Annotated in this window: 13 protein-coding genes, 6 tRNA genes, 1 pseudogene and 1 riboswitch; of the genes and pseudogenes, 9 read left to right on the top strand and 11 right to left on the bottom strand. The window is 43.8% G+C overall.

Features of this window, described 5'->3' with window-relative positions; genetic code table 11:
* Positions 1 to 126 precede the first annotated feature (126 nt).
* From DXA05_RS07220 to DXA05_RS07175, 10 genes are all read right to left on the bottom strand, one after another.
* A complete protein-coding gene (locus tag DXA05_RS07220; protein WP_004313169.1) occupies positions 127 to 735 on the bottom strand; it encodes a thiamine phosphate synthase in 609 nt (202 codons plus the stop codon).
* Positions 736 to 797: 62 nt separating this feature from the next.
* Positions 798 to 1,490, bottom strand: a complete 693-nt coding sequence (locus DXA05_RS07215) for a HesA/MoeB/ThiF family protein (protein ID WP_055234663.1) — start codon at positions 1,488 to 1,490, stop codon at positions 798 to 800.
* Positions 1,491 to 1,494: 4 nt separating this feature from the next.
* A complete protein-coding gene (thiH, locus tag DXA05_RS07210) occupies positions 1,495 to 2,619 on the bottom strand; it encodes a 2-iminoacetate synthase ThiH (protein WP_055234661.1) in 1,125 nt (374 codons plus the stop codon).
* 87 nt (positions 2,620 to 2,706) lie between these two features.
* Positions 2,707 to 4,404 (bottom strand): phosphomethylpyrimidine synthase ThiC, encoded by a 1,698-nt coding sequence (gene thiC, locus DXA05_RS07205; RefSeq protein WP_128858980.1) that lies wholly within the window; start codon positions 4,402 to 4,404, stop codon positions 2,707 to 2,709.
* 12 nt (positions 4,405 to 4,416) lie between these two features.
* Complete coding sequence (locus DXA05_RS07200) at positions 4,417 to 5,190, bottom strand: thiazole synthase (RefSeq protein WP_128858979.1); 774 nt, start codon at positions 5,188 to 5,190, stop codon at positions 4,417 to 4,419.
* A gap of 153 nt (positions 5,191 to 5,343) precedes the next feature.
* The gene (locus tag DXA05_RS07195) at positions 5,344 to 5,964 is read right to left on the bottom strand and encodes a thiamine phosphate synthase (protein ID WP_004313164.1); all 621 of its coding nucleotides are present in this window, start codon (positions 5,962 to 5,964) and stop codon (positions 5,344 to 5,346) included.
* Positions 5,965 to 5,968: 4 nt separating this feature from the next.
* Complete coding sequence (gene thiS / locus DXA05_RS07190) at positions 5,969 to 6,169, bottom strand: sulfur carrier protein ThiS (protein WP_055234653.1); 201 nt, start codon at positions 6,167 to 6,169, stop codon at positions 5,969 to 5,971.
* Between the two features lie 60 nt (positions 6,170 to 6,229).
* Positions 6,230 to 6,322: riboswitch (TPP riboswitch) on the bottom strand.
* A 55-nt stretch (positions 6,323 to 6,377) separates the two neighbouring features.
* Positions 6,378 to 8,360, bottom strand: a complete 1,983-nt coding sequence (locus tag DXA05_RS07185) for a HAMP domain-containing sensor histidine kinase (protein ID WP_117683499.1) — start codon at positions 8,358 to 8,360, stop codon at positions 6,378 to 6,380.
* A gap of 148 nt (positions 8,361 to 8,508) precedes the next feature.
* A complete protein-coding gene (locus tag DXA05_RS07180; protein ID WP_049702641.1) occupies positions 8,509 to 9,126 on the bottom strand; it encodes a superoxide dismutase in 618 nt (205 codons plus the stop codon).
* A gap of 75 nt (positions 9,127 to 9,201) precedes the next feature.
* Positions 9,202 to 10,941, bottom strand: a complete 1,740-nt coding sequence (locus tag DXA05_RS07175; RefSeq protein ID WP_128858978.1) for an RHS repeat protein — start codon at positions 10,939 to 10,941, stop codon at positions 9,202 to 9,204.
* Positions 10,942 to 11,087: 146 nt separating this feature from the next.
* Between DXA05_RS07175 and DXA05_RS07170 the strand changes: the two are divergent.
* A pseudogene (locus tag DXA05_RS07170) lies at positions 11,088 to 13,464 on the top strand (UvrD-helicase domain-containing protein).
* A gap of 25 nt (positions 13,465 to 13,489) precedes the next feature.
* Positions 13,490 to 14,182: a glycine zipper family protein gene (locus DXA05_RS07165; protein ID WP_128858977.1), complete on the top strand. Its 693-nt coding sequence runs from the start codon at positions 13,490 to 13,492 to the stop codon at positions 14,180 to 14,182.
* Positions 14,183 to 14,452: 270 nt separating this feature from the next.
* Here the strand turns inward: DXA05_RS07165 and DXA05_RS07160 are convergent, their stop codons facing one another.
* Positions 14,453 to 15,010: an NAD(P)H-dependent oxidoreductase gene (locus tag DXA05_RS07160; RefSeq protein WP_008015701.1), complete on the bottom strand. Its 558-nt coding sequence runs from the start codon at positions 15,008 to 15,010 to the stop codon at positions 14,453 to 14,455.
* 176 nt (positions 15,011 to 15,186) lie between these two features.
* Here DXA05_RS07160 and nspC point away from each other — a divergent pair, with 176 nt between their 5' ends.
* From nspC to DXA05_RS07125, 7 genes are all read left to right on the top strand, one after another.
* Positions 15,187 to 16,326, top strand: a complete 1,140-nt coding sequence (gene nspC / locus DXA05_RS07155) for a carboxynorspermidine decarboxylase (protein ID WP_118408859.1) — start codon at positions 15,187 to 15,189, stop codon at positions 16,324 to 16,326.
* A gap of 118 nt (positions 16,327 to 16,444) precedes the next feature.
* A tRNA-Gly gene (locus tag DXA05_RS07150) sits at positions 16,445 to 16,517 on the top strand.
* Positions 16,518 to 16,551: 34 nt separating this feature from the next.
* Positions 16,552 to 16,633, top strand: a tRNA-Leu gene (locus DXA05_RS07145).
* Between the two features lie 23 nt (positions 16,634 to 16,656).
* Positions 16,657 to 16,740, top strand: a tRNA-Leu gene (locus DXA05_RS07140).
* Between the two features lie 19 nt (positions 16,741 to 16,759).
* Positions 16,760 to 16,832: transfer RNA gene (locus tag DXA05_RS07135), tRNA-Gly, on the top strand.
* Positions 16,833 to 16,864: 32 nt separating this feature from the next.
* Positions 16,865 to 16,946 (top strand) — tRNA-Leu (locus DXA05_RS07130).
* A gap of 37 nt (positions 16,947 to 16,983) precedes the next feature.
* Positions 16,984 to 17,059, top strand: a tRNA-Gly gene (locus DXA05_RS07125).
* The last annotated feature ends 299 nt before the right edge of the window (positions 17,060 to 17,358 follow it).

The raw sequence follows: 17,358 nt of genomic DNA, 5'->3' as shown, positions 1-17,358 counted from the left end.
ATAGAAAGCCGTTGCAGAAGGTAATTCGCAACGGCTTTTTTAATATTTCATGATTGGGAAAAACACTTCTCTTATTGGATAAAATGAGGAAGCATAACCAGTTAGTTTTATGATCGGCTATATTTATTAATCTGATAGTTTCTTCAGCTTTTTGAAATGCTCGATTACGGCTAAATAATTTTGGTCCTGACAAGCGTCGAATCTATTCCAGAGATCTCCTAAGACGACAGCTCCTCCGAAACCGAAATCCTTAATCTCCAATAAATTGTCTTCATTGATACCTCCCAATGCCATCACTTTCGAGTCGATAATCTTGGCTCTTTGTGCTTCGCGTAACTCTTCGGCAGTGTATGTTGAATAGTAATTCACTTTAGAGATACTGTCATAGATAGGGCTCATAAAAACATAGTCGTAAAAGTGCTTTCTGTTTTTTACCTCCTCCACTGAATGGCAGGAACAACTGATATGACCATAGTAATCATGCGGTTCTTTGGGGTTACGTGCATTCAGGTGGATTCCCATCAGGTTGAATTCTTCTTTCAGATAAAAATGCTCATGTGTAACGATGCGACGGTGATATTTATCCGGAATAAGTGTCAATAGCCGTTCCGAATACATAGCCGGAGTCTCCGGCTTCCTAAGATGTAGGACATCCAGCCCCTCTTCGAAAAGAGCGGTAATAATCTTATCTTCTTCGACGAAGAAAGTAGGGGTGGTAACTACAATTAGTTTCATTTCTTTTGTTAAAATTGGATTGTTTAGCAAAGTTACTAATTAACTATGTCAGAAACCAACCTTTATAGTGAAAATTTGTTAGATTGCAGTGTCCGCAGGTCAATTGTCCATAGTTCGCTGGCTAAAACATCACCAAAGCCACAGATTATTTTCAATACTTCCGTAGCTTCAATGCTCCCTACAATGGCAGGAGTAACTCCCATCACTCCTTTGGGTGGAGGAGGCATCCGTTGCATTTCTTCTTCATCGGGATAAAGATCCCGGTAGTTTTTCTTTTGATTTCCGTAGTTGAACACAGAAACCTGTCCTTCAAAACCGCAGATAGCACCATATACGTAGGTTTTTTTCTGTTTAATGCAAATGTCGTTAATCAGGTAACGGGTGGCAAAGTTGTCGCAGCCATCCACCACTATATCATATTCCTGAATGATATCATACGCATTGTCTTTCGTCAGCCGGGCAGCGTAGGGGTGTATTTCGATCTCACTGTTAAGAGCGGAGAGCCGTTCCGCAGCACAGATAGCTTTTGGTTTACCTAATTCCTTTTCGGAATAGAGCACTTGTCGTTGTAGGTTGGTGATGCTTACCAAGTCATCATCTACCAGCCCCAGGCATCCCACACCAGCACCTGCTAGGTAGAGGGCGATGGGAGAGCCCAGCCCTCCCACGCCTACAATAAGCACTTTGGCTTCCTGCAGTTTCTTCTGACCTTCTTCTCCGACTTCGGGAAGTATAATTTGTCTGTCGTATCGCATTTGTTTATCTTTTAAAATCAAAAGACTGATCCCAATCTTTCCAGACGGGTTCACGACCCAGTTTTTTCAAATCACGTTCCACTTCAATTGCTTTTCGCTCATCACTTACGTGAAATTGTTCCAGGGTTTGAGGATAACTGAAATAGCCTCCCGGTTCAGTTTTACTTTCCGCACTCATGGTGGTTACGCCAAGTGTTGCCATGTGGTTTCGGATTTCTGCGCTCTCACGGGTAGAATAAGAGATATCTACATCATGGTCGAAGATTCGCATGGCGAATGTAAGTTGGGCGAGTTCCCGGTCATTCATGACTACATTCGGCTGGAATCCACCATTTTCAGACGGGCGCATACGCGGGAAGTTTACGCTATATTTCGTTTTCCAGTAATGCTTCTGTAAATAGCGCAGATGATAAGCCATCATCGTTACGTCGGTTCGCCATTCCTCCAGACCGATCAGGACACCCATACCAATCTTGTGTACACCTGCCTGTCCCATGCGGTCGAAGCCGTTTACACGCCATTCGAATTTTGACTTCATGCCTCTTGGATGATACGTTTTGTAATTTGCTTTATGGTAAGTCTCTTGAAAACAGATCACTCCGTTCAGGCCATGATTGGTCAGCTCTTTGTATTCTTCCATTTTAAGAGGCATTACTTCAATTTGCAGGTTGCTGAAGTAAGGCTTTGCCAAATCCAACGCCCGGGCAATGTATGGAACACCTGCTGCGGCCGGGTTTTCACCGGTTACAAGCAGTAGATTCTCAAAAGGAGCCAACCGTTTGATGGCTTTGTATTCATTGACAATCTCTTCCTCTGTCAATATCGTTCTCTTCATCGGATTGCTGATGTGAAAACCGCAATAGACACAGGAATTGGTACATGAATTAGTCAGGTAGAGCGGTACAAACATAGAGATTGTCTTACCGAACCGTTCCATTGTATATTTCTGACTAAGGCGTGCCATCACTTCCAGATAAGGAGTGGCGGCAGGTGAAATCAGCGCCATAAAGTCGTTGACATCCAGATGCTCTTTTTTACCCAACGCACGGCGTACGTCAGCATCTGTTTTGGAATAGATGGCTTTTGTCGTCTCTTCCCAGGATATTTTTTCTAATTCGTCTGAGAACATTTTATTCAATTATAAATTAAAAATTGAAAATTAAAATGAGGGGAGAGAGGTAGGTCAGTGGCCCGACGTTTTGTTTCTCCCCACTCATTATTTATTGCCTTTGGCACTTTTCTTTAGATCACGTGATAGTCTCATTGCACAGAAATTAGGTCCGCACATCGTACAATATTCTCCAGCGATATGGTGTCCTGCACGGAAATAGGTCTGCGCCCGTTCCGGATCGAGAGACAGGTCGAACTGGTCTTTCCAGCGGAACTCATAACGAGCTTTGCTCAATGCGTTGTCCCTTACCTGTGCACCCGGGTGTCCTTTTGCCAGGTCAGCGGCATGAGCGGCTATCTTGTAGGTAATAACTCCTACGCGTACGTCTTCTTTATCAGGTAAGGCAAGGTGTTCTTTCGGGGTGACATAACAAAGCATAGCCGTCCCCAACCATCCGATTTGTGCGGCACCGATAGCAGAAGTGATATGGTCGTATCCGGGAGCAATATCCGTCACCAACGGGCCGAGCGTGTAGAAAGGGGCGTCATGGCATTTTTCAATCTGACGTTCCATGTTCTCTTTAATTTTATGCATCGGAACGTGTCCGGGGCCTTCAATAAATGCCTGAACATTCTTATCCCAGGCACGGAGCACCAGCTCTCCCATGGTATCGAGTTCGGCAAACTGCGCTTCATCGTTTGCGTCGTAGATAGAACCCGGGCGAAGTCCGTCACCTAATGACACGGCTACGTCATATTGTGCCAGAATATCACAGATATCGTCAAAATGATCGTATAAGAAACTTTCCTGATCGTGTACGAGGCACCATTTACTCATAATACTTCCTCCACGGCTGACAATGCCGCACAAGCGATTATCGGCAAGATGAACATTATGACGGCGAATCCCTGCATGGATGGTAAAGTAATCGACCCCTTGTTCACATTGTTCAATCAATGTGTCCCGGTAGATTTCCCAGGTGAGGTCTTCCACTATGCCATTCACTTTTTCAAGTGCCTGATAAATAGGAACAGTGCCTACCGGTACGGGACAATTGCGGATAATCCATTCACGTGTTTCATGGATGTTTTCTCCTGTGGAAAGATCCATCAACGTGTCTCCACCCCATTTGCAACTCCACAGTGCTTTCTCCACTTCTTCATCAATGCTGGAGGTAGTAGCCGAATTTCCGATGTTCGTATTGATTTTTACAAGGAAGTTACGTCCGATAATCATCGGTTCAGCTTCCGGGTGGTTGATGTTGGCCGGTAGTACAGCACGTCCCTCCGCAATCTCCTGACGAACAAATTCGGGGGTAATGTGAGTTTTAATTCCCAGTTCCTCACAATTCATATTTTCGCGGATCGCTACGTATTCCATTTCAGGAGTGATAATTCCTCTTTTGGCATACGCCATTTGGGTGATTGTTTCTCCTTTTTTAGCACGGTAGGGCAGGGCGATGTGTTCGAAACGTAAGTGATCGAGACTTTTATCATCTCTTCTCATTTGTCCGTATTCCGAAGTAATTTCAGGCAACTGTTCCACGTCACCACGACTCACGATCCATTCTTCACGCATGCGGGGCAGTCCTTTTTTGAGGTCAATGTTCATTTCTGCATCACTGAACGGTCCGCTGGTATCATATACATATATTTCCGGATTTGGTGTTGCTATCTTTTCTTCGCCTTCAAAGCTGACACTGGGCACTTGCTCCACTTTCCGCATGGCAACGCGGATATTCGGATAAAGTTTACCGGGTAAATAGACTTTCTGCGAGCGGGGGAATTTTATTTTTTGTTCCATAGTTTATTTGTTTTAATCAAGAAAAGCCGTTAGAGGTGAACTTGCTTCTGCTACGAAGTCGACGGCTTGTAATCCTAATCCTGCTTTGTAAGCCTGTCTTCCGGCTTCTGTAGCTGCTTTGAATGCTTTAGCCATTTCTACCGGATTTCCGGCAACGGCTATTGCAGTATTCACTAATACAGCGGAAGCTCCCAGTTCCATTGCTTCGGCAGCATGGCTTGGCGCGCCGATACCGGCATCCACTACCACCGGGATACCTGCCTGTTCGATAATGATTTGCAGGAATTCTTTTGTCTGCAATCCTTTGTTCGTACCGATGGGTGCACCGAGCGGCATAACGGTAGCTGCGCCTGCTTCTTCCAGCCGTTTGCAGAGTACAGGGTCAGCCTGGCAATAAGGTAACACGATAAAGCCCATTTTCACCAGTTCTTCCGTAGCTTTCAGTGTTTCGATAGAGTCGGGGAGCAGATAGCGCGGGTCTGGATGAATTTCCAGTTTCAGCCAGTTTGTTCCAAAAGCTTCGCGAGCCAGTTGCGCGGCGAAAACAGCCTCTTCCGCGTTACGTACACCGGAGGTGTTGGGCAATAACTGAATATTCGGATGAATGATATGTTTCAGCATGTCGTCCTCTTTGTTATCCATGTCGATTCGTTTCATGGCAACAGTTACCATTTCCGTACCCGAAGCCAGAATAGCTTGTTCCATTACTTCATTGGAATTGAATTTTCCTGTTCCCAGAAAAAGACGGGAGCTAAATTCGCGTCCCGCAATTACTAACTTTTCCATTCTATATATTTTAGTTGATTATTTAAATGCTGATTTTTTGAGACAGAAGAACATAAGAACAAAAATAAAACAGTAGAAATAATTATCTAAGTGCAGCTTTTATGTTCTTTTGTTCTTCTGTCTGAATTCAAATTCCATTTATCATTTGACAAATTATAGATCACTTTCAATGATTCTACGTGTTTCTTCTACCGGATTATCTGCTCCGAGAATAGTTCCTGACAGGGCTATTCCATTTACTCCTGTATGAAGTATGGCAGGAATATCCTCAAAAGTGATTCCCCCGATAGCTACAACGGGGATTTCGATATTCGCTTCCTTCATCTGTGAAAGAATAGAAGAATAGCCCTCCAAACCCAGTACAGGGCTTAGATTCTTTTTAGTGGTAGTAAACCGGAAAGGACCGATGCCGAGATAATCGGCTCCGGCACGATAGTGCTGTACGACATCTTCGAAAGTGTTTGCAGTGCCACCGATAATAAAGGCTTCACCAAGTATTTGGCGGGCTTGGTCGATAGGCATATCCTTTTTGCCTAGATGCACACCGTCCACTTCCAGCTTTTTGGCCAGTTCGACGTGGTCATCCAGAATCAGGATTGCTTCGTGCTCTTTGCAAAGCGGCTTCAGTTGCAGGGCTACTGCTTCCACTTCTTCGAGAAGAGCGTCTTTCATACGTAGCTGGATCCATTTGCATCCGCCTTCGAGTGCCATACGTGCCGATTCGAGGTACGAATACCGTTCGGTCTGATGCGTGATAAATTGTAGACTAATCATCTCCTTATCCTCCGCAAGCCGCTTTGATAATCACCAGGTTATCGTTCTCGTGTAGAATGAAACACTCCCATTCGATACGGGGAATCATTTTGTTGTTTACGGCGATAGCAATGCCTTGAACCGGAAGTTCGAGCTGTGCTGTCAGTTGTGTAAGGGTAGAGTCAGGAGACATTTCCACCTCTTTGTTGTTCACTTGTACTTTCATTGTCCTATCAGAATAAATAAGTTGAAAGTAAATACAAAGAGCGTGCTTAAATGGAAAGGCGATAAGAAGAAACACAATCCCTACGTCAGTATTAACTGCCTCAGGTTCCTAGGTATAATCTCAGCCCCTCATGGGGCACCCCTTTGTCTTTACGGGAGCAAAGTAAGCGAAAAAGAAACAGAAAAACACTAAATCAGTCGATTTTTTTTCATTTTTCTGTTGATTCCTGTTTTTTGATGGGATGAGAAAAGATAAATCGGGCGCCATTTTTGTAGCTCTTGTCAATCCATATATCACCTCCCATATATTGGATGGTCAGTTTACAGATAGCCAGTCCCAACCCTGTACCTTGCACGAATTCATTCAGCTTTTCGAAACGTTGGAATACGAGTTCCTGTTTATCTTCGGGGATTCCCGTGCCGGTATCTGTCACCGAGAACAGCATACATTGCTTTTCTTCGTCCACTTCATAATCCAGCGTGATACTTCCTCCGGCAGGAGTGAATTTCAAGGCATTATTCAGCAGGTTGATAATAATCTGTTGCAGACGCAACGGGTCCGTGTAGAGCATGTAAGGCTCCTTAGGCATTTGGAGTTTGATGTCTACATCCACTGTCTTGTTCCGGTTGGTGAGGGTAATCATATTCTGGCAATGGTTCACCAGCTCGCACCATTCATAGTTGAATTGCAGCTTTCCTGATTCCAGGCGTGATATATCCAGTACATCGCTAATCAGTTGGAGCAATAAATTGGAATTAGTCTGGACGATATCCGCATATTCTTTCAATTCATCATTCTGCTCTACCGAACCGATAATCAGGCTGGAGAAACCGACAATTGCGTTTAAAGGTGTCCGTATCTCATGGCTCATATTCGAGACAAAAGCACTTTTTAATTGATTAGCTTCTTCGGCGCGCTCTTTGGCGTCACGTAATTCGATTTCAGACTCTTCCAGTTTCTTTTTATCTTCCCGCAATTGTTGCGTGGTTCTTTCAAGGTGATTTTTCAGGATTTTCGTCCGGTAATAGTAATACAGGGAAATCATCAGACTTCCTACTAATACGAGGAAGATAATCAGGATAAATTGCACTTCTGTCTTGTAGGCTACAAAGAAGGGGATAGGCTGATTGATAACCATTGAGTTGACAGGCAACTTCTTGTTTTCAAATCCCCATTCCTTTAGTTTCTTCGCGTCAAATTTATATCGGTTGGGTAAGACATTGATGCTGCTGATACCCGTTTCCTTCTGGTCTAAAAAGCGGTAAGCATATTCTCCCATATTTTTTCCCACTCCTTCATATTGCGGGACATATCCTCCGATGGCCCAATAGCCTATTGCGGTGGAAGTCATACTGAACACAGGCAGGAGAGGATTGGCTTTGGAAAAAGCATAAACGGAGTTGTTCATGTAAGTGATCCCCCGGCTGTCAATTCTCCAGATACCAAGAAGCATTGCTGTGTTTCTGGGAAGATTGCGCAATTGATTGGCAGCCATATCGAGTGTGTGGATGCGACCGTCAATATAGGTGATGGATAACTGCGGGAAATGTTGCAGGTTTTTCTTGAACCATGCCAGTTCGGCAAGTCCGTTATAGGTATTATCCGATACAAATACCAGGTGCTCTGTGTCCGGGTAGAAATCCTGTATCATTTCGATATCTTTGCTGATGTTATATTCGTATGTATCACAGTATTTTACGTTGTACTCCTTCATTCGTTCCGTTAAGTTGATACTTACAGGATTATAGTTCCGCATATCGATTGAATCCTCCGGAATACGGATGCCGTTGCGTGATGCCATTGCGCAGAAAACAGGAAGCTGTTTATATTTCTCATCTTCAAGATGAAGGAAACTGCTCCATGCTTCACCACCCAAAAGAATTACTAATTTAGCTTTCGGATGTTTGTCTAAAATATCGGTTAATGTTTTTTTCCATTGGTGTGCCTGCGTTAAATCCGTCGCATTCATGTTTTCTACAATGGTCGAGTATCTTCCTCCCAACTGGGTGTAGGTTTCTATAAATGTGCTGATGTTATCGTAGGTATATTTAGTGTCAGAATTGTATGAGGTAATGAACAGGATCTCTTCCTCTGGTTCTTCTGTGGCGGCAGCGTTGCAGAAAAGGGGGAAGAAAAGAAGAACGGCAATGGAGACAATAAATCGTATCTCTTTTCTTTTATATAGTACCATAATTGTTTGTTATGCTAGTTTATGGGTTGCAAAAATACAACTAATGCGTTTGATATACAATAAAAGTTTGTTTTTTTAGTCTGTAAAAAAGGTCGCTGTGAAAACACAACGACCTTTTTCATAAGTATAGCTTTGCTAGTAAATCCGGTTACATTCTTTTTTCAACCACATCCCAGTCGATGATGTCCCACAGGGCATTTACGTGGTCGGCGCGGCGGTTCTGATAATCCAGATAATAGGAGTGTTCCCAAACGTCAAATCCGAGAAGTGGTTTCAAACCGGCACGTACCGGATTGCTGCCGTTGGCTTCTTTCGTGATTTTCAGTTTACCGTCTTTCCCAACGGATAGCCAGGCCCATCCTGAACCGAACAATCCGACTGCTGCTGCGTTGAATTCTTTCTTGAAGTTTTCAAAGCTACCGAAGTCACGTTTGATGGCTTCTCCCAGTTTGCCTGACGGTTCTTTCTTTGAGGGTTTCGGGGCAAATTGCAGGAAGTACAGATTGTGATTCAATACTTGTCCGGCGTTATTGAATATAGCTCCGTCCGGTGCGGTTGCAACGATTTCTTCTACCGTTTTACCTTCATATTCTGTTCCGGGAACGAGGCTATTCAGATTATTTACATACGTTTGTAGATGTTTTCCGTAATGGAAATCTATTGTTTGCTGACTGATTACAGGTTCCAACGCATTGTTTGCGTAAGGAAGTTTAGGCATTTCGTAAGTCATGGTCATCATAATTAAAGACATTAATATAGTATTCATAATGTTACAAGTTTTAATTGGCTTGTTATACTATAATAACAGAAGCCTTCTGCAAAATGTTCACAGCATCTTACTTTATTTGTAAATGTACTGTATACGTTCCACCTCTTTCGGGTGATCGCGGTTGGTCCGGCAGACCCATTGGCCCGTATTGTCATATTCATAATAAGAATTGCCGTCAATCCGGTTCCCGTATTTATCATACAGGCAAGTCAGGCATCCGGACGTTTTTTGGTTATTACCCAAAATCCGTTGGTAGACAATCTGCGACAGATAACCGTATTTATCGTATTCATAAGCCTCTTTTTGTGAAATAACCTGATCCGGAGAATTGGCAAAAAGCAAGTTTTGATGTTGGGATGAAATCAATCTTCCTTTATCATCATATTTGTTGGCGGTGTATGCCTGAAGTTCTCCGTTCTTATTATATTCTTTGGTTTCGGTCAATAATCCCTGTTTATTGTAGGAGCTTATGACGACTCTTCCGTCTGCATACTTGAGCGAATCACTCTCAATACTTCCATCGGTACCGATGCGGCGTGTCCGCCGGTAGAGATCCGTTTTGGTTTTCGGATTCGTTTGTACCTCAAAGATGCAGTGACCTTGCGGGTCGTATAATCTATTCGTCTGTATTTCATTACTTGGCTGCCCGTTCTTCATGGTAAGTGCCAGGGTGGAGACGAGCTGTCCTTTATCGTCATACGAATAAGTGGTCGAGGTGGTTCCTGTGCTGTCGTTTTCCGCGGACTTTATCAATCGCCCTCCATTATAGTATTTCACGGAAGTAGGGGTGGATATGATTGTTTGCAGAATAAAAGGTGCCCGCAGTGCGTTGGCCTGGTCGCGAAATTCCTTGTATCTGTGTGTGCAAAGAAAATCCTGCAACATACTTAACGATTCGGAACTGACAATGGCAGGTTTTAAAAGCTCAAAATCAGCTTTTTCACTCAGATATTCAAGATCATCCAGGTGCGTACGTGCTGTGGAAGTCAGGTAAGGTGATTGCTTATACTCGTCAATAATCTGCCGGATAGCTGTTGCGTTTCCTTTCTCCCGGAGGCTGTCAATCCCTTGAAACAGAAAGTCGTCGTATAACGTGCGGACTTCCGAAAGGAAGGGACGTGTATCTTTATCAGTGAAGAATTTCTGCATGGCGGCATTATCAAAGAATGCTTTGAAATTCGCAGAGGTCGGATTACTCTTTACGATCTGATAAAGCCGTTTGTTCTCCGCAGTGTTGATTTGAGAGATAAATTTGCCGTTCGGATACTCCGTGATATACGTTTGATAGATGTTCAGCGCAGGTGTTTTCAGCATCCCTTCCAGTAGGGCCAGTTCGCGGATGTCCCGCACCTTCTGCAAGAAGGCGGAGTCTGCCGGATAGCCGCTTGACTGGATGCTGTCCATCAATGTCTTGCTAAAGGGAATCTGCTCTTTCGATGCTTCCAGGATGGAGATAACAGCCTGTTCCGCTTTGTCTTGTACGTTGGAAAGCTGTATTTTCTCTTCTTCGCAGATATTCGGAAAATAAGCTTTCGTAGCTTGTTCGTAACAGCCGAAATAGTTGGTGGCGGCTTGCTCACTTTGTTTGTTCCACAATCCGTTGAGAACGTCCAACAATGCCAGTTCTTCGGCATAATAGGTTTGCGTCTCGTCATCTATCTTATCACGGTTTTTCTGCCATTTGTCGGCGTCATTATCGTTCAGATACCTTAGCAGCTTTTCCAAGCGGCTCTGCTTTTGTGCCATTGCCTGTGGAATGCAGGCAACCAGAAACAAACTTAAAATAATTGATAAAAATATACTCCTTTTCATTGCTTTTTGGGGTTAGGTTAAAATAGTTAGTGATGAAAATTCATAAAAATACCTTCATTCTCGAATGAATATTATACTTTTGTATTGAGAACAAATTTGAACGCCAAGGGTTTGTTAAAAATCCTCATTGTTTTTATAATGCTGTTATGAATACCAATTATATAGATGAATTGAACGAGAGTCAGTGTGCAGCAGTGACTTATAATGACGGTCCTTCGCTGGTGATAGCCGGTGCGGGTTCGGGGAAGACGCGCGTGTTGACTTATAAAATCGCTTACTTGCTGGAGCAGGAGAACGGGTATAATCCGTGGAATATCCTTGCGCTGACCTTTACTAATAAGGCTGCGCGCGAGATGAAAGAGCGTATTGCCCGGCAGGTAGGTATGGAACGGGCACGTTATTTGTGGATGGGTACTTTCCATTCCATTTTCTCACGTATTCTTCGTGCCGAAGCACAATATATCGGATTTACTTCCCAGTTTACCATTTATGATACGGCTGATAGTAAGAGCCTGCTCCGTTCCATCATCAAAGAGATGGGGTTGGACGAGAAAACTTATAAGCCGGGAGTAGTGCAGGCACGCATCTCCAATGCAAAAAACCATTTGGTCACTCCTACGGGGTACGCTGCCAATAAAGAGGCTTACGAAGGAGATATGGCTGCCAAGATGCCTGCTATCCGTGACATCTATACCCGTTATTGGGACAGATGCCGTCAGGCGGGAGCGATGGATTTTGATGATTTATTGGTATATACTTATATTCTGTTTCGTGACTTTCCGGAAGTGCTGGCACGCTATCGGGAACAGTTCCGTTATGTGTTGGTGGATGAGTATCAGGATACGAATTATGCGCAGCATAGCATTGTTCTGCAACTGACAAAGGAGAATCAACGTGTCTGTGTGGTGGGAGATGATGCGCAAAGTATCTATTCTTTCCGTGGGGCGGATATTGATAATATTCTCTATTTTACGAAAATCTATCCCAACACGAAAGTCTTTAAATTGGAACAGAATTACCGTTCTACGCAAACCATTGTTTGTGCTGCCAATAGCCTGATTGAAAAGAACGAACGTCAGATTCGGAAAGCCGTGTTCTCGGAGAAAGAAAAAGGGGAACCCATCGGTGTGTTTCAGGCGTATAGTGATGTAGAAGAGGGTGATATTGTGGCTAATAAGATTGCGGAGTTACGTCGGGAATATCACTACGGATATGCTGAATTTGCCATTCTATATCGTACGAATGCGCAAAGTCGTATTTTCGAAGAGGCTCTTCGGAAACGGAGTATGCCTTATAAGATTTACGGGGGACTCTCGTTCTATCAGCGGAAAGAGATAAAAGACGTGATTGCTTATTTCCGTTTGGTGGTGAATCCGAATGATGAAGAAGCGTTTAAACGAATCATCAATTATCCGGCTCGTGGCATTGGAGATACCACGGTCGGGAAGATTATATCAGCGGCTACCAATCATGGCGTAAGTCTTTGGGCGGCAGTCTGCGAACCCTTAAGTTACGGACTGGATATAAATAAAGGAACTCATGCAAAACTGCAGGGCTTTCGTGAACTGATAGAAGGTTTCATTGCCGATCAGGCGGATAAGAACGCTTATGAAATAGGAACGGATATTATCCGTCAGTCCGGTATTATCAATGATGTTTGTCAGGACACATCCCCCGAGAATCTAAGTCGTAAGGAAAATATAGAAGAGTTGGTGAATGGTATGAATGACTTCTGCGCTTTGCGGCAGGAGGAAGGCAATCCGAATGTGTCTCTTACTGATTTCCTTTCGGAAATTGCGTTGCTCACCGATCAGGACTCCGACAAGGCGGATGATGGGGAAAAGATAACGTTGATGACCGTCCATTCGGCTAAAGGATTGGAGTTTAAGAATGTATTTGTGGTTGGTCTGGAAGAAAATCTGTTTCCCAGCGGGATGGTAGGAGATTCTCCCCGGGCGCTGGAAGAAGAACGTCGCTTGTTCTATGTAGCTATTACCCGTGCGGAAGAACATTGCTATCTGTCTTTTGCCAAAACCCGTTTCCGTTACGGAAGATGGAGTTTGGAAGTCCCAGCCGTTTCCTGCGTGATATTGATGTTGATTACTTGCGGTTGCCGCATGAAGCAGGAGTGAGCCGTGCTGTGATGAAGGAGCGGGACGTTTTCGCAGGGAGATTGAAGGGGGATTTGCCCGTTCTGCTTCTCCGTCGCGTGCGCCTTTCGGTAGTAATTCTTCCGAGCAGCGTGAACGTCCGAAAGCACAGATTATTGCTCCCAGTGTACCGAGAAATTTGAAGAAGGTAAGTGCTGTTGGTGGAAGTAGCAGTGCGCAGATGGCGTCTTCCGGTTCAGCATCGGTAGCAGGAGTACAAGTCGGACAGATGATAGAGCACGAACGTTTCGGATTGGGCGAAGTGCTGAAAGTGGAAGGAACGGGAGACAATGCGAAAGCCACTATTCATTTTAAAAATGCGGGTGACAAACAACTATTGTTGCGTTTCGCTCGTTTTAAAGTGGTAGAATAAATAATAACACTAAATAGAGAGGCTCATGAAGAAACAACTAACAGTAATTTTGCTTTCCGCTTTGCTTTTGAGTGGATGTGCGTCGGGGCGTATGGGAAATCCGGGAGCTATCATGGCAGGTGCTTCTATTGGAGGTAGTCTGGGAAGTTCGATAGGCGGACTTATCGGAGATAATAATCATGGCTGGAGGGGCGGTTATCGTGGCTCTGCTATTGGAAATATCGTAGGAACCATTGCCGGTGCGGCTATTGGAAACGCATTGACGGCACCGAGACAAGAGCAGATAGAGGAAGATGCGTATATTCCTGAAGTGCGGGAAGTACGTGTGCAAAAGTATAAGAAGCAGCCGCAAGTGCAGCAGCCTATTTCTCAACTGAAGTTGCGCAAAATCCGTTTCATTGATGATAATCGTAGTCATGTGATTGATGCGGGAGAAAATAGCAAGATTATCTTTGAGATTATGAATGAAGGGAGAAAGCCTGTCTATAACGTGGTTCCTGTGGTAGAAACGGTAGGAAAGGTGAAGCATCTCGGCATCTCTCCTTCGGTGATGATTGAGGAAATTCTTCCGGGTGAGGGTATCCGTTATACGGCTTCGATCCATGCAGGTGAAAGGTTGAAAGACGGTGAAGTGACATTCCGTGTCGCAGTGGCGGACGAGAATGGGGTGATTTGTGATTCGCAGGAATTTACCTTGCCTACACAGCGCGGAAACTAGAGTTAAAAGCCCGAAATATCCGGTTTAAATATAGTGACGGTATATGCCTTGGATAGTGACGCTATCCTGTGCATATACCGTCACTATGTTGGTGGGATAGCGTCACTATCTTATATAATCATTTTGTTTGCACAGCCAATGTTTGAAGTCATGATTAGAAGTAACCTCTATTTCAGGGCGGGGCATACAAGTGTTTGGTGAAACCTAAAGCTATGCTTTAGCATCTGTAAAGCGTAGCTTAGATAGGATAAAGCTACGCTTTTTACAGTCTTACCAATTGTTCCCTGCATTACTGCTACCGATAAGCATTTCCACACGTTGTTTATACAAATTTGCTCCTTCAGCGATATTCTTGCCGGCGTCTGCTGTTCCCATTCCGTAAACCACAATAGGGGTTTGCCATGACATTCCCGAATGAATAGCACTTACCTGATAAGGACGTAATAATTCGTCCGTAGTGAAACGGTTTCTGCCTCCACTGCGATAAGCCTCGTATTCGGAGCCCGTGGTCGTTACTACTGTTAGCGGTTTGCCGGCGACAGCCGGAGTCTTGGATAGAAAAGTAAAGACTTCATCCTGCCATTTCTTTAGTAATGACGGTGCAGACATCCAATAGAAAGGAAATTGATAGATGACAGCCGAAGCATCGGAAATGATTTTACTCCATTCATCTATATTGAAAGCAATTTCCTGTGACAGCTCGTAAAGATTGAAAACCGCCACTCCTTCCATGTCACTGACAGCATCAACTAATGCTTTGTTTGCTTGTGATTCTTTGATGTTAGGATGTGCCAGTAGAATCACTACTTTTCTTAAATCTTTATTCATTTTAATCGGGTATTTAGGATGATACAATACTTACTATAATATATAAGGTGTAAAAATAAGAAAAAGTTCGCGAAAACCAATATCTTAATTAAAAATAAAACAATCCCTCTTTGCTTTTGAATTTGTACTTTTGCATCCACGTTCGTAAGACGTCAGTTCAGATAATAATTTTATATATGATAGATTTTAATCAGTTTCCTTCTCCTTGTTATATCATGGAAGAAGAACTTTTAAGAAAGAACCTGTGTTTGATAAAAAACGTAGCCGACAGGGCGGGAGTGGAGATTATTCTTGCTTTCAAGTCGTTTGCCATGTGGCGTTCTTTCCCTATATTCCGTGAATATATAGACCATTCTACGGCAAGTTCGGTGTATGAAGCCCGTTTGGCACTGGAAGAATTCGGAAGTAAGGCACATACATATTCTCCAGCTTATACGGAACAGGATTTTCCTGAAATAATGCGTTGCAGCAGTCATATCACTTTCAACTCGATGCAGCAGTTCGAGCGTTTCTATCCGATGGTGGTGGCAGAAGGAAGTGGTATTTCTTGTGGTATTCGTGTAAATCCCGAATACTCGGAAGTGGAAACAGAACTTTATAATCCATGTGCACCCGGTACACGTTTTGGGATAACAGCCGATTTGTTGCCCGATGTATTACCGCAAGGCATTGAAGGCTTCCATTGCCATTGTCACTGTGAATCTTCTTCCTATGAGTTGGAACGTACATTGGAACATCTCGAAGCCAAATTTTCCCGTTGGTTTCCACAGATAAAGTGGTTGAATCTCGGTGGTGGACATCTGATGACCCGTAAAGACTATGATATCGAACATTTGATAACACTGTTGCAAGGATTAAAAGTACGCCATCCTCATCTGCGAATTATCCTGGAACCCGGTTCGGCTTTTACCTGGCAGACGGGAGTGCTGACTTCCGAAGTGGTGGATATTGTGGAAAGTCGTGGAATCAAGACGGCTATTTTGAATGTCAGTTTCACTTGCCACATGCCTGATTGTTTGGAAATGCCCTATCAGCCTGCCGTGCGTGGTGCGGAAATGGGAAACGAAGGAAAATATATTTATCGTCTCGGAGGAAATTCCTGTTTGAGCGGTGACTATATGGGATTGTGGAGCTTCGATCATCCTTTGCAGATCGGAGAACGTATTGTGTTCGAAGATATGATTCATTATACGATGGTCAAGACAAATATGTTTAACGGAATTCACCATCCTGCCATTGCTATCTGGACCAAAGAGGGGAAAGCTGAAATATACAAGCAATTTTCTTATGAAGATTATCGTGGCCGAATGAGTTGATAATCAAAATGATTGTTTTGCGGTCGATGCAAAGTGAACAGATTTCTGTGAAAAAAGTATGCAGAATGTTTGCAGGTTTACGGAAAATCCCTACCTTTGCAACCGCAAACGAAAAAATGCGGAAATAGCTCAGTTGGTAGAGCATAACCTTGCCAAGGTTAGGGTCGCGAGTTCGAGTCTCGTTTTCCGCTCATGTTTCTTTGAAATGTTGGAACAATAATCTTTGCCCAGGTGGCGGAATTGGTAGACGCGCACGTTTCAGGTGCGTGTGTCGAGAGGCATGCAGGTTCGAGTCCTGTTCTGGGCACAAAGGTTAAACTTTAAAATTATGGAGAGGTGGCGGAATTGGTAGACGCGCTACTTTGAGGGGGTAGTGACAGTTATGTCGTGGGAGTTCGAGTCTCCTTCTCTTCACAGTTTATGAAAGTGAAATGCGGAAATAGCTCAGTTGGTAGAGCATAACCTTGCCAAGGTTAGGGTCGCGAGTTCGAGTCTCGTTTTCCGCTCTTGTTTCTTTGAAATAATGGAACTAAGTTTTGCCCAGGTGGCGGAATTGGTAGACGCGCACGTTTCAGGTGCGTGTGTCGAGAGGCATGCAGGTTCGAGTCCTGTTCTGGGCACCCATCTTTCAGAATTCTGAATGACGAAATTTAGTTTGCGGAAATAGCTCAGTTGGTAGAGCATAACCTTGCCAAGGTTAGGGTCGCGAGTTCGAGTCTCGTTTTCCGCTCCATATAGACATAAGGTTGTCAGTCGATAAGATTGGCAACCTTTTTTTATTTATGATTGATGAATTCTGATTTATATATGGTTGAATAATCGGGCTAATATTGGCTCAGTCTGAAACCTTGGGGGATTGCGTTAAAATTCTTATTTTTGCATCATGAAAACATCCTCTTCCCAAACGATTGATCCTGTTGCTTCTTTAAGCTTGTTCTTGCCTTCAGGAATCCTTGATTACTTTACCCTAGTCAATCATGTTTCTCAGGATACTTGCTTTATTCTTTATTTAGAGGAGAAAGCCACTATTCC

The organism is Bacteroides sp. AM54-2NS (genome assembly GCF_003602935.1).
Classification (GTDB): Bacteria; Bacteroidota; Bacteroidia; order Bacteroidales; family Bacteroidaceae; genus Bacteroides; species Bacteroides xylanisolvens.
The sequence above is the reverse complement of the archived record's forward strand: the minus strand, read 5'-3'. Positions and strand labels throughout refer to the sequence as shown.

Coding starts and splice junctions, on each gene's coding strand:
- DXA05_RS07220 (WP_004313169.1), bottom strand. CDS start 735: ATGAAACTAATTGTAGTTACCACCCCTACTTTCTTCGTCGAAGAAGAT.
- DXA05_RS07215 (WP_055234663.1), bottom strand. CDS start 1,490: ATGCGATACGACAGACAAATTATACTTCCCGAAGTCGGAGAAGAAGGT.
- thiH (WP_055234661.1), bottom strand. CDS start 2,619: ATGTTCTCAGACGAATTAGAAAAAATATCCTGGGAAGAGACGACAAAA.
- thiC (WP_128858980.1), bottom strand. CDS start 4,404: ATGGAACAAAAAATAAAATTCCCCCGCTCGCAGAAAGTCTATTTACCC.
- DXA05_RS07200 (WP_128858979.1), bottom strand. CDS start 5,190: ATGGAAAAGTTAGTAATTGCGGGACGCGAATTTAGCTCCCGTCTTTTT.
- DXA05_RS07195 (WP_004313164.1), bottom strand. CDS start 5,964: ATGATTAGTCTACAATTTATCACGCATCAGACCGAACGGTATTCGTAC.
- thiS (WP_055234653.1), bottom strand. CDS start 6,169: ATGAAAGTACAAGTGAACAACAAAGAGGTGGAAATGTCTCCTGACTCT.
- DXA05_RS07185 (WP_117683499.1), bottom strand. CDS start 8,360: ATGGTACTATATAAAAGAAAAGAGATACGATTTATTGTCTCCATTGCC.
- DXA05_RS07180 (WP_049702641.1), bottom strand. CDS start 9,126: ATGAATACTATATTAATGTCTTTAATTATGATGACCATGACTTACGAA.
- DXA05_RS07175 (WP_128858978.1), bottom strand. CDS start 10,941: ATGAAAAGGAGTATATTTTTATCAATTATTTTAAGTTTGTTTCTGGTT.
- DXA05_RS07165 (WP_128858977.1), top strand. CDS start 13,490: ATGAAGAAACAACTAACAGTAATTTTGCTTTCCGCTTTGCTTTTGAGT.
- DXA05_RS07160 (WP_008015701.1), bottom strand. CDS start 15,010: ATGAATAAAGATTTAAGAAAAGTAGTGATTCTACTGGCACATCCTAAC.
- nspC (WP_118408859.1), top strand. CDS start 15,187: ATGATAGATTTTAATCAGTTTCCTTCTCCTTGTTATATCATGGAAGAA.